The organism is Streptomyces litchfieldiae, from assembly GCF_031845365.1.
GTDB lineage: Bacteria > Actinomycetota > Actinomycetes > Streptomycetales > Streptomycetaceae > Streptomyces > Streptomyces litchfieldiae.
The window spans coordinates 1-12396 of sequence record NZ_JAVREL010000032.1; the positions used below are offsets into that span (position 1 = coordinate 1).

A 12396-nucleotide genomic window follows, 5' to 3' on the forward strand; every position below is an offset into this window, starting at 1 on the left:
CACGTCTGACGGCAGAGTCCGTGGAGAGCCCGGTGCGTCGAGAGGCGCACGCCGGGTTCGGCGAGCGGCCCGGAGAAACGGACCGGTGGGAACACCGGCACCGCGCTCCGGGCCGACTCAACCAGCGCATGGTCCACCGCTTGCGGCCGGTGCCGGTGGGGTCCAGGGACATGACGGCCATGTAGACGCACTTGAGAGCCGCCGTCTCGTTCGGGAAGTGGCCGCGGGCCCGGACGGCCTTGCGTATGCGGGCGTTGACGCTCTCGATCGCGTTCGTGGAGCAGATGACCTTGCGGATCTCCACGTCGAAGGCCAGAAAGGGCACGAACTCGGCCCACGCGTCGGACCACAGCTTCACGATCGCGGGGTACTTCTTCCCCCAGGCCTCCTGGAACTCCAGGAAGCGCTCGGTGGCCGCGTCCTCGCTGGGTGCGGTGCAGACGGGCTTGAGTGCCTTGGCGACCTTGTCCCAGTCCTGGCGGGCCGCGTAGCGGAAGCTGTTGCGCAGGAGGTGAACCACACACGTCTGAACAATTGTGCGAGGCCAGACGGTCTCCACCGCCTCGGGCAGGCCCTTCAGCCCGTCGCAGACCAGCATCAGCACATCGTCCAGGCCGCGGTTCTTGAGCTCGGTGAACACATGCAGCCAGTACTTCGCGCCTTCGCCGCCGTCGCCGGCCCAGATGCCGAGGATGTCGCGGTGGCCCTCCACGGTCACCGCCATGACGACGTGGAGCGGCCGGTTGGCGACCTGCCCGTCCCTGATCTTGACGTTGATGGCGTCCACGAACAGGACCGGATAGACGCGGTCCAGCGGCCGGTTCTGCCATTCGGCCATGCCGTCCATCACTTTGTCCGTGATCGTGGTGATGGTCTGCTTGGACACCTCCGCGCCGTACACCTCGGCCAGGTGCGCGGAGATCTCCCCGTGCGTGAGCCCTTTCGCGGACAGCGACAGCACCATCTCATCCACGCCCGTCAGGCGGCGCTGCCGCTTCTTGACGATCTGCGGCTCGAAGCTGCCGGCGGTGTCACGGGGCACCTTCACCTCGACCGGCCCGACATCGGTCAGCACGGTCTTCACACGCGTGCCGTTGCGGCTGTTGCCGCTGCCCCGGCCCGTCGCGTCGTGCTTCTCGTAACCGACGTGGTCGGTGATCTCGCCCTCCAGGGCGGACTCCAGCACCCGCTTGGTCAGCATCTGCAACAGCCCACCCTCACCGGTCAGCCGCAGGCCCTCGCTCCGAGCGCGGTCCACCAGCATCGCGACGAGCTGCTCGTCCGAGGCGGCCGACGGCATCGCACCACCGGCCGGAACCTCCACGGACTCGTGCCCGGTCCTCGTCTCGCTCACTTGGCGTCTCTCCTTGATCAGCAGATCCGCCGTTGATTAGACACTCCCTCGCTCATCGAGTTGGGCGCCCTCCGTGGCTTCAGTAGCCTGCTGTCAGCTGTGTGTCGGGGGGAGCTGAGCGTGGAGAACATCCTGTCTGTGGCCATCGGTGCCGGTATCGGCCTCATAGGGGTCCTGTTCGGCTCCTGGTTCACTGCGCGCCGGCAGGACCGCATGTGGCTGCGCGAACAGAAGCTGAAAGCCGGGGTCGCCTTCAACACGGCCGTGACTCAGCTCATCGACTACCTTCGCGAAACACGGCTGAGTGACGACGGCGTCGGCGGCAACGAGCTGGCGGGCCGGATGCAGGAAGCCCGGTCAGCCCTCTACCTACTGTGCGCCGACGACACCGTCGATCTCGCCAATGCTCTCGCGCGTCGGGTTTGGAGTTCCCGGCCCAGCGAGGGCAGAGACGACCGCAGGACCGAGCACAAGGAGACGTTGGATCTGCTTCGCCGCTTCACCCATCAGCTCCGGCAAGAGATCGCCAGGACGTAGTCTCAGTGAGGTTTTCTCAGTGAAGATCATTTCCAGTGTTCGTTGAGGACGAGGGCGGCGCGGGCTATGTCGCCGATTCGGTTCGGGCTGAGGGTGACACGTTGCAGGGCACGCCAGCGTTGCTTGAGTTCGGCGGCGGTGCGTTCGCCGAGCGCGCGGAGGTGTCTGATCAGGGCATTCGTCATGCGGGTGTCGGCGTGTAGGGCTTGCTCGGACTGCCCCTTGGGGCGGCGGACCGGGACACGGATCCCGACGCCGGCACCGATGTATCCCTTGTCCGCCAGGGTCGGCAGGCCCTCGGCCGCCGCTTTGTACAGTGCGGGCAGCGCGTGGAGGCGGGCCGCGGTGATGTCGGGGGTGGAACCGGGCTCGACGTCGGAGACCCACAGCGGGGTACCGTCCGGGGCCGAAAGGAACTGCACGTTGCCGCCGAACGCCTTGTGTTTCTTGCTGAACCACAGGTCGTTACCGTTCTCGCGGACCCCGGCCAGACGGTCTGACGTGATGAGCGTCCCGTCGAGGACCACATGCGTCATCCCCTCTTCCCGACAGCGTGTCAGGACCTCGTGCAGGTCGGGGGCCCGGTCGGCGAGGACGTCGATGCCTTCGTGGAGATAGCGGTAGCCGGTGGCCTGGGAGACGCCCGCGTCACGGGCCAGGCAGTGCACACAGCCGGCCTCGCGGAACCAGCGCAGCACCAGCACGGCCTGGCGGAAGGGTCCCAGCGCCCGGGATCGCCTCGGGGTACCGATCCGGCGCCGGTGAGCGGCCAGCAGTCGGGCGAGGAACTCCACGACGTGTCGAGGGACATCGAGCGTGGCAACATAGGTGACCAACGTGAAGCCTCTGGCAGTTGCGGACATGATCTTGTGGTGAGACCTGTCCTACCAGGGGCTTGTGTGCCACGAACGCGGGAGATCAGCGGTGGTAGCGGCTGCTGGTGGAACAGAGGTGGAGAAGAGTCGGGGCTGGGCTCGGACATCTGAGTCACGCTCCGCCGACGCATCAGACGGGGCGGCCGCGGCTCCGGATAGCACTGGGGGTGACGCGGGTCGTCGGCGTGGGTAGTGTCGGGTTGCCTTTGAGGAGGTTGGTGGACACGAATGTCGACAACGCGTTGCGTCAGGTGCGGCTGAGCTTCCTGGGCTGAGCCGGCGCTTCTGGGTGCGACCGCCAAATCTCCTTACCCTGCGGGCGGAACGGAGATGCGGTGCGCGGTACGGATCTGGAGATGCTGGAGCGGTCTTTCGACGGATGCGGGAAGTGTTTGCTGGGGGTGCGCCGGGCCCACCGGCCGGGGCGAGTTCGACCCGGTCGCGGTCGCCACGCTGGAGGGGATCGGCGCATGGATGCGGCAGCACGAGCGGTCGATCCGGGGGCCGGCCCCGCCGCGCTGCGGCCGCCCGCCGACGCCCGCTACACCCGGCGCGGCGACCGTCTCTACCTTCACCTGTTCGCCCGGCCCTTCGAACATGTGCATCTGCCCGGCCTTGCCGGCAAGGCCGAGTACGCCCAACTTCTGCACGACGCGTCCGAGATCACGTTCCGAGAGATCGACCCGTCGGCGAAGGCGCAGCAGACCAGCATGGGCGGACAGCCGGCCGGGACCCTGACGCTCACCCTGCCGGTGCTCCGGGCCGACGTGGCCGTCCCGGTCGTCGAGCTCTTCCTCACGGACGAGGCGGAGGTGACGTCCCGGTGACGCAGCGCATCGCCGTTCACACCCGTCTGAAGGCGGGGCGGGAGGCGGAGTACGACCGGGTGCACGCCGACATCCCGCCCGAACTGGCCGAACGTCTCCGCGCGGCGGGCGTGGTGAACTGGCGGATCTGGCGCAGCGGCCGGGACCTTTTCCACGAGATCGAGGTGGAGGACTATCGGACGATGCGCCGGGCGCTCGCCGACGATCCGGTGAACCTGGCCTGGCAGGCGCGGATGGCGGAGCTTCTGGAGATCGAGGACGACTACACGGGCGAGGACGACGGCCTGCCGCTCGTGTGGAGCCTCGCGTGACCACCCCGGACCGCACATCCGGGCGGTCCGGGGCAGTTCGGCGGCGCCGGGATCGGCAACCTCGGGCGGGAGGTCCCGGAACAGGCAGCCGGCCAAGCCGTGCCGACCGCGTCGGGCAGGCCCTTGAGCCCGTCGCAGACGAGCATGAGCACGTCCCGGACGCCGCGGTTCTTGATCCCGGTGAGGATCGCCAGCCAGTGCTTGGCGCCCTCGCCGCCGTCGCCGGCCCACAGACCGAGGATGTCGCGGGTGCCCTCGGTGGTGACGGTCAGGATCACGTGGACCGGGCGGTTGGCGACCGCGCCGTCGCGGATCTTCACGTGGACGGCGTCGATGAGGATCACGAAGTAGACGGGGCAAGGGGCCGGTTCTGCCACTCGGTCATGCCGTCCACGACCTTGTCGGTGATCGTGGAGATCGTCTGGCGGGAGACCTCGGCGCCATAGACCTCAGGCCAGGTGGGCCTGGACCTCCCCGGTCGTCAGGCCCCTGGCGGACAGGGAGATGACGCTCTCTTCCACCCCGGTCAGGTGCTTCTGCCGCTCGCCCTCGAGCGCGGACTTCAGCAGCCGCTTGGTGAGTTGCTGGAGGAGCACACACCGCTCGTTTACAGTCCCTGCCGAAACGGCGCCTGGTCATGGTGGTGCGGACTCCTTCCGGGAAGCCGGGAAGTCCATCCGCAGGCGGGGCGGGCGCGGATGCGACGCCCCGCCTGGGGATGCGCTCGGTCAGGCGGTGGTGCAGGTGGTGTCGTTGAGGGTGAAGTCGGTCGGCGCGGTGTTCGTGCCGCCCCTGCTGGCGATGAACCCGAGGGTGACCGAGCCGCCGGCCGGGATCGTGTTCGTGTAGGGGACGGGGGCCACGCGCACCGAGCCCCCGTTCTGCGTCGGGGTGCCGCCCCACATGTTGTTGATGACCTGGCCGCCTGTGAAGGTGAACGCGAGGGACCAGCCGTCGATGGCGGTGGTGCCGGTGTTGCGGATCACGATCTCTCCCTGGAACCCGCTGCCCCAGTCCCCCACCGAGCGGTAGCCCACGGAGCAGGTGCCCGTTGTGTTGCCGGTCTCGGTGGTGACGGCGACGGTGCCGGAGCGGTCGGAGCGGTTGCCGGCCGCGTCCTTGGCGTATACGGCGAAGGTGTAGGCGGTGTCCGCGGACAGGCCCGTGATGGTGACCCGGTTGGACGTCGAGCCGGCGACGCGGGTCTCGGTACCGCCGTCGACGCTGACGATGTCGTAGCCGGTGACGCCCGTGTTGTCGGTGGACGCCGTCCAGCTCAGCGTCACGGAACCGGCGGTCACCTCGGAAGCCGTGGGGGTGCCGGGAGCGGTGGGCGCCTGCGTGTCGTCGCCGGGGCCGCCCGGGTTCTGGCTGAGCAGGTGCTCCCTGAACCCTTCGCCGTAGGTGCTGGTCGGTGTGCCGTTCCAGTCGTCGATCAGCACACTGCCCGAACCACAGCCCCACGGGTTCCAGGTCCAGGCGGTGTACCCGACCCCGTTGGTGTCCGCCCAGGCCATCACCTGGTCGATGTAGTCATGGGCGCAGGTGTTCTGGCCGATCTCACCGGCGTGGACCGGCACTTGGGCGGCGACCGTGCCGATGGTGCTGTCCCAGCACGAAGTGGTCACGCAGGCGTTGAAGTTGTACGAGTGCCAGGAGGCCATCAGGTTGCCGGTGGGGTCGGCCGGCTTGAACTCCAGCCAGCGGCTCAGGTTGTTGGTCCACTCCAGGCCGCCCGCCATGATCACGTTGGTGGCGCCGGTGTCGCGCACCGCGTCGACGAGGTCCTGCATGCCGGCGACCTCGTAGTCGATTCCGGCGCAGGTACCGCCGTCCCGCAGGCAGGTCCACGCGGCGGTGATGTCGGACCAGTTGTTGGCCGCGTCCGGATACGGCTCGTTGAACAGGTCGAAGATGACCGCGTCGTTCCCCTTGAACGTCGTGGCCACCTCGGACCAGAACGTCGGGGTGTAGCGCATGTTGGGCATCGGCTTCTGACAGGTGGCCACGATGTCCGGACAGCCCGCGCCGGGCCCCGAGTACTGGCCCCAGGTCCAGTGCAGGTCGAGGATCACGTTGATGCCGCTGGCCACCAGGAGGTCCGCGTAGTCCTTGACCGCCTGCTGGTACTCCGCCGCGCTGGGTGCTGTCGCGGGCAGGTTCTCGGTGCCCAGCCAGCACTCCTCGTTCAACGGGATCCGGACGGTGTTGACCCTCCAGGCCAGCATCGCGTCGACGGCCGCCTGGTCCACCGGCCCGTCGAATATCTCCTTGTCCTGGACACAGCCGAACTCCCCGCCGGACCGGTTGACACCCAGTGGGCGGAACGTGGAACCCGACTCGGTGACCAGGCGGTTGCCCGACACTTGCAGTGCCGGTGCCGCGGCGGCAGCCGATACCTGGCCGTCCGCGGCGATCTGACCGGCCGCCGGTGAGGCTACCGCCGGGGCCGGGAGGCCGAGTCCGGCCACCGAACCCGCCACCAGCGCTCCGGCGACGCCGAAGGCCCGAAGGGCTCTTCGCATGCTCATCGCATCTCCCTCGATGCACGTATAGGGCTGATCGCGCCCATGGGGACGCCGGCCGGCGAGAGACCGGCCTGAAAAACGGTCAAATCAACGTCCGCGCGCCGGCGAACCGGGTCGGATGACACTCACCAGATGCCGCACCGAGGCCGCTACCACGGCCTGTTCCGACAGCGGGCAACGTTGTCCTGAACGACCCTCTCGACTGCGCGTATGACGGTGTTTCGACAGCGACGGGAGCGCTCCCAGCGGCAGGAGCGTAGCTGCGCCACACAGCCGGACGGAAGCTCTCTGCAGCCACTTATTTTCGGCAGAGAAGCCCCGAGGGCGTGGAGCTGGTGCTGGGGGGCGTCGCAAGGGGGTTGCCAGGGGAGATTCTTTCCTCGCGGAAAAATACCCATCCAGCGGCTCGAACCTGTGATCGATTGCTTTTGTGTGACTCGTCGGCCGTATCCTTCCTCCGTGGGAGTGGCGGGAAGTCGAAGCAGTCGAGGGCCGGCGCTGGATGCCTGGCGGTCGGTGCCCGAGACCGCGCGGCCGATCCTGCGTGAGTTGGTGATCCACGGGCCGCAGTCCCGCACGGCCCTGGCCCAGTCCCTCGGCCTGTCGCCCGGCAGCCTGACCCGGTTGACGAAGCCACTGGTGGAGGCCGGACTCGTGGTCGAGCGCGACGCCGTTCGCGAGTCGGTCAACGGGCGTCCCAGCCGCCCTCTGGAAGTGGTGGCGGACGACTTGCACTTCGCGGGGATCACCCTGACCTCGGACCACGTGTACGGGGTCCTCACCAATCTGCGGGCCGATGTGGTGGCACGGGAGACCTCACCACTGATGAACCTTGCCCCCGAGACGGTGATCGCGCAGATTGGCCAGGTGACCGAGGCGCTCGCCGCCCGCGGCGGGCAGCCCGTGGCCATCGGCCTGGGGATGGGCGGCAACGCGTACACCCCGGCACCGGTCGGCGAGAACGAACTGCTCGATTCCGGCCTCCTGGGATGGGAACAGGTACCGGTACGGCGCCTGGTGGCCGAGCGGCTGGGCATCCCCTGTGTCCTGCAGAACGACGTCACCGCGCTCGCCTACTGCCACCAGTGGTTCGGAGAGGCCCGGGGCATCCGCGACTTCGCCATCGTGGCCATCGGCGACGGCATCGGATACGCCCTGTTCATCCACGGCCAGGCCGTGCGCCTCACCGAAGCGGCCATCGGCAACTTCGGGCACCAAATCCTCACCTCCGACGGCCCCTTGTGCCCCGCGGGCCACTGCGGCTGCGCCGTCTCCTACCTCACCAAGGGCTCACTGCTGATGACGGCGGCCCAGGGCATGCGCCGTTTCCCCACCTACCCCGAAGTCCTGCGACTCGCGGACGCCGGCGATCCGGTGTGCTCCCGGGCCGTCCAGCAAGCGGCGTGGGCCCTGGGCATCGTGATCGCGAACGTGGTGAACAACACCGGAGTCAGGACCATCATTCTCACCGGCGAGGCCATGGACATCGCCCAAGTCGGCCGACCGGACCTGGAACGCGGGATAGCCGCACGGCACCCGAACCCCAAGGACATCAACATCACCGTCGATGGACACGACTTCCATCAGTGGGCGCGGGGCGCCGCCGTTCTCGCCATCCGCCATCACATCTCCGACCACTGACACACTCCACCGCCGCCGCACCGGGCCGGCCTACAACCGGTGATCCACCCATACCCCTGGTTCGACATAGACCGCGAAGTCGTGCTCGACGCTGCAGTGGACCGGCACGAGCGCGCCGGGCACCACGACCGGTCCCGACTCGTCGAACGGCAGGCCCGTCCAGGAACGCCACTCCTCCAGCGTGCCGGGGATGACCATCGCGCGTTTGCAGGTGCCGACGATCCGCCCGCCGGCCCGGACGTGGACGCGCAGCCACGGATCCCGCGGCAGGCCGTCCTCGCGGACCAGCCCCGCATACTCCTCGATCGGCATGTCCGGAACCAGATGCTTGCGGTTCGGCCGCACCGGGGCGACCAGATGCTCGAACCCCAGGCGGGCCGCGTTGTCCCGCATCGCCGCCAGCATCTTGCCGGACAGGCCGGTGCCCTGCAGATCCGTGCGAATGGTGATCTCCAGCGCCGAGACGATGTTCGGCTTCCGGCCGATCTGGCGATCGCGTGCCGAGCGCCAGATCGCCCCGTCCCAGCCGTCGACGGGGAGTTCGCCGAGTGCCGGGTCGCCGTCCCAGGCGAACGGTACGCAGAACGCGCGGGCGATCGCCTGGTCCGGGGCGTCGGCGTCATAGGCGATCAACCCGTATTCCGGGTGGGCGTCCCGGACGTCGCTGTAATAGAGCATGGCAATGGGGTCCTCGTTCATGAACGCGGGCCATGGCTCGGATTCCGCGTTCGCGAAGGAGGACTTCAACGTGGGCCGCTCGGCGATCGTCACGATGCGCAGGTCCATGCTCGGACTGTAGGCAAGTCAGCGCGCTCAGGCACCTGGTTATTTCGCGCGCACGGCAACGCCTCGGCCCGGCACGGTCACCCGGAGACGCAGGAGGGCTTTCCGACCGGCGAACGGAACGGTACGAACCGAGCCAGACCGGTAGGACGAGACGAGGAGGTCTCACATGCGGTACGGCTTGGACCGGTGGTCGAGAACCCGCGGACGGCTGGGGGGAGGAGTGCTCGCCGCCACGGCCGCGTTCGCGGTGGCCGTGCCGCCGGCCGTCGCGTCGTCGCCGGGGACAGGGCGCCCGGCGCCCGGCATCACCGTGCTGTCCGGCCGGGCGGACCTGGTCACCGGCGGCGACGCGCTGGTGCGGATCGATGTGCCGGGTGACGTCGCGCTGCACCGGGTCCGGATCGCGGCGGGCGGCTCGGACGTCACCGACGCGTTCGTCGCCGACTCCATGGCGCGCACCCTGACCGGCGTGGTCACCGGGCTGCCGCTCGGCAGGAGCGAGATCCGGGCCGATCTGCCCGGGCACGGCATCGACGCGTCGCTGACCGTCACCAACCATCCGCAGGAGGGGCCGGTCCTCTCCGGCCCGCACGAGGAACCGTTCATCTGTGAAACGGAGTCATACACAATCCCGGTGATCGGCGGGACCCTCGGCGAACCGCTGGACGAGAACTGCTCGGTGGCCGACCGGATCGACTACTTCTACCGGACCACATCCAACGCCTACCGGCCGTGGCCGGCCGGTGCCACCCACTACCCGGCCGACATGCGGACGATCACCACCTCGACGGGGGCGACCGTTCCGTTCGTGGTCCGGATGGAGACCGGCACGGTGAATCGCGCGATCTTCGCGACCACCGTGCTGCACGACCCGCTCGCCGAGTCCGTGCCGAGCCCCACCCGCCGCCCGGCCGCCTGGAACGGCGGCGCGATCTTCACCCTCGGCGGCGGCTGCCCCGGCGGCTGGTACCGGCAGGGCGGCACCACCAGCAGTGTCACCAGCGACTGGATGCTCGGCCTGGGCTACGCGGTGATGTCCTCGTCGCTCAACGTCTTCGGCCAGAACTGCAACGACCTGCTCGCGGCGGAGTCGGCGATGACGGTGCGCGAGGAGTTCATCGAGCGGTACGGGCCGCCGGACCACGTCATCGGCTTCGGCAGCAGCGGCGGCGCCTATCAAGGGCTGCAAATCGGCGACAACTACCCGGGCATCTTCGACGGCGTCGTCGTCGGATCGTCGTTCCCCGACGTCGGGTTCGGCACGGTCAACTTCGTCACCGACGCGCAACTGCTGCACCACTACTTCACCACCGCCGCCGCCGCCGACCTCGCGTGGACCGAGGAACAGCGGCGCGCCGTCACCGGGTTCCGCACCTACGCCACCGCCGTCAACGTCGCCGGCAACGCGGCCCTGCGGATCAACCCGCGGTACAACTGCGGCCACCTGCCGGCCGAGCTGCGGTACGACCCGGTGACCAACCCCGGCGGAGCGCGGTGCGACGTCTACTCCCACGCGGTCAACGTCTACGGCACCGATCCCGAAACCGGCTTCGTGCGCCGCCCGCTGGACAACGTCGGCATTCAGTACGGCCTCGGGCCGCTGAACGACGGCACCGTCACCGTCGACCAGTTCCTCGACCTCAACGAGAACGTCGGCGGGTTCGACGCGGACGCGAACCTCGTCCCCGAGCGCACGGTCGGCGACCTCGCGGCGATCCGCGCCGCCTACCGGACCGGACGGCTCACCAACGGCGGCGGAGGGCTTGCGGACATCCCCATCATCGACCACCGCAACTACCTCGACGAGGCGGCCAACGGCGACCTCCACGTCCGTTACCACACGCTGTCGATGCGTCAGCGACTGATCAACGCCAATGGAACCGCCGCCAACCACGTGAGCCTGCTACGGGAGTCGCGCCACCCCGACTTCAGCCGGCACGCGATCACGCAGATGGACCGCTGGCTGCGCGGGATCGAGGCGGACACCTCCGACGCGGCGCCGATCGACAAGATCGTCGCCCACCGCCCGGCCGAACTGCTCGAAGGCTGCTACACCCGGGAGGCGACCCCGACATTCATCGCCGAGCCCCTGGACCGCGACCCGGACAGCCGCTGCGAACAGCTCTACCCGTCCGCGTCGTTCCCGCGCGAGGTGGCCGGCGACAGCATCGCCGCGGACGTGATCAAGTGCCGGACGAAGGAGCCGGAGCGTGACGACTATGCCGTCGCGTTCACCGGCGAACAGTGGCGGCGCCTGATGACGATCTTCGCCGGCGGCGTCTGCGACTACATGAGGCCGGGAGTCGAACAACAGGGCCTGGCCGGCACCTGGCTCCGCTTCTGACCACGCGGGGGGCACCCGCTGTCCGAGTGCCCGGCCGGCGACGCCATCGCCGTGATCCTCTCCGCCCTCGTCCTTCTCGTTGCCGACGCTCATCGATCAACCTTGGCGCCGGCAAGGTGCGCCGGCGCCAAGGCATCCGATGTCAGGTGTCAGTAGCCGTAGATCATCTTGTAGGCGACCTCCGGCAGAAACTGCCCGGCTGTAGAGCCCGGTCCGACACCGCAGTTGCCGTCGGATTCTCCCGGGGTCTTGATCCACAGGAGCATCTCCGCGCCGCCGCCTCCCTGCTGGGTGGGCGTGCCGATCCTGCGGCCGGCGGCGTTGCACCACTCGCCGTTCGCGCCGTTGCCGTTGCGGCTGGTGTCCACGACGAACGGCTTGCTGTAGCCGTAACGCTGACCCAGCGCCTGGTTGACGCTGCCGGCGTAGGACGCGTTCTCCGAGGTGGTGAAGTAGTTCGAGACGTTGAGGGAGAAGCCCCTGGCAAGGCCGAGGCCAGCGGCGTTGAGGCGATCCGCCATGGTCGAGGCGCTGACCCAGCCGGGGTTGCCCGCGTCAAGGTAGACCCAGGCGTTCGGCGCCGTGGACCGGAACTGCGAGAGGGCGTTGATGAGCATGTTCTGACGCTCTGTGATCTGGGCCTGGGACATGCAGTTGAAGTCGCCGAGGGCGTCGGGCTCGAGTACGACAACGGCCGGACGGCTGCCGATACCACGGGCGAAGGCGGCGATCCAACTGGCGTACGCAGACGGGGAAGCGGCGCCGCCCCCGGAGTGCCCACCGCAGGCGTCGCGGCCGTACATGTTGTAGGCGACGAGGATCGGCAGCTTGTTGGCGGACTGGGCCGCGCCGACGTAGGAGCTGGTGGCGGAGCCGATGTCGCCGCTCCAGGAGCCGAACCAGCGGGCCATGGGGGTGTTCGCGATGGAGTTGCGGATCGCGGAGGCCCGTCCGTCGCCCGGGTTGGCGGCCGACCAGACCGCGGGGCTGGAATTCGGGTCGACGTAGAAGCCGCTGGTCATGGCGATCGGGTTGGGTGCCGCCTGCGCGGATGACGGCGCGGTCAGGAACAGCGGCAGCGCGAGGAACGCTGCCACCGCCCCGCGTATGAGCTTGCGCATGGATGAACCTCATTCATTGGGATGAAAGCGCCGCGCGGCCCTCGTCCTGAGCCAGCGGCATGAGGGTGCGAC

At 68.8% G+C, this 12396-nt stretch carries 10 protein-coding genes and 1 pseudogene; 5 read left to right on the plus strand and 6 right to left on the minus strand.

Going from position 1 to position 12396, the window contains the following annotated elements; genetic code table 11:
• A partial coding sequence (locus RM590_RS33280; RefSeq protein ID WP_311708577.1) for an IS256 family transposase occupies positions 1-1300 on the minus strand: 1300 nt, incomplete at its 3' end.
• Positions 1301-1474: 174 nt separating this feature from the next.
• On the opposite strand from RM590_RS33280, the gene RM590_RS33285 reads away from it, so the two are divergent.
• Positions 1475-1891 (plus strand): hypothetical protein, encoded by a 417-nt coding sequence (locus RM590_RS33285; RefSeq protein WP_311708532.1) that lies wholly within the window; start codon positions 1475-1477, stop codon positions 1889-1891.
• 26 nt (positions 1892-1917) lie between these two features.
• Here the strand turns inward: RM590_RS33285 and RM590_RS33290 are convergent, their stop codons facing one another.
• Complete coding sequence (locus tag RM590_RS33290; RefSeq protein WP_311708578.1) at positions 1918-2727, minus strand: transposase family protein; 810 nt, start codon at positions 2725-2727, stop codon at positions 1918-1920.
• Between the two features lie 509 nt (positions 2728-3236).
• Here RM590_RS33290 and RM590_RS33295 point away from each other — a divergent pair.
• Both RM590_RS33295 and RM590_RS33300 read left to right on the plus strand, forming a co-directional pair.
• The gene (locus RM590_RS33295) at positions 3237-3593 is read left to right on the plus strand and encodes a hypothetical protein (protein WP_311708533.1); all 357 of its coding nucleotides are present in this window, start codon (positions 3237-3239) and stop codon (positions 3591-3593) included.
• Positions 3590-3904 (plus strand): L-rhamnose mutarotase, encoded by a 315-nt coding sequence (locus RM590_RS33300; protein WP_311708534.1) that lies wholly within the window; start codon positions 3590-3592, stop codon positions 3902-3904. The genes RM590_RS33295 and RM590_RS33300 overlap by 4 nt, the downstream gene beginning before the upstream one ends.
• 83 nt (positions 3905-3987) lie before the next feature.
• Here the strand turns inward: RM590_RS33300 and RM590_RS33305 are convergent.
• Positions 3988-4449: pseudogene (locus RM590_RS33305) on the minus strand (IS256 family transposase); the annotation flags it as partial.
• 183 nt (positions 4450-4632) lie between these two features.
• Positions 4633-6429 carry a cellulase family glycosylhydrolase gene (locus tag RM590_RS33310; protein WP_311708535.1) on the minus strand — a complete coding sequence of 599 codons (1797 nt, stop codon included), beginning with the start codon at positions 6427-6429 and terminating at the stop codon, positions 4633-4635.
• Between the two features lie 519 nt (positions 6430-6948).
• Here RM590_RS33310 and RM590_RS33315 point away from each other — a divergent pair.
• Complete coding sequence (locus tag RM590_RS33315) at positions 6949-8073, plus strand: ROK family transcriptional regulator (protein WP_311708536.1); 1125 nt, start codon at positions 6949-6951, stop codon at positions 8071-8073.
• 30 nt (positions 8074-8103) lie between these two features.
• Here the strand turns inward: RM590_RS33315 and RM590_RS33320 are convergent, their stop codons facing one another.
• Positions 8104-8859, minus strand: coding sequence for an N-acetyltransferase (locus tag RM590_RS33320; RefSeq protein WP_311708537.1), 756 nt, complete (start codon positions 8857-8859; stop codon positions 8104-8106).
• Between the two features lie 166 nt (positions 8860-9025).
• On the opposite strand from RM590_RS33320, the gene RM590_RS33325 reads away from it, so the two are divergent.
• Entirely contained in the window at positions 9026-11203 is a 2178-nt protein-coding gene (locus tag RM590_RS33325; protein ID WP_311708538.1) for a DUF6351 family protein, read from the plus strand.
• Positions 11204-11352: 149 nt separating this feature from the next.
• On the opposite strand, the gene RM590_RS33330 is transcribed toward RM590_RS33325, so the two are convergent.
• On the minus strand, positions 11353-12324 hold the full coding sequence (locus tag RM590_RS33330; protein ID WP_311708539.1) for a glycoside hydrolase family 6 protein: 972 nt from the start codon (positions 12322-12324) through the stop codon (positions 11353-11355).
• Positions 12325-12396 lie beyond the last annotated feature (72 nt).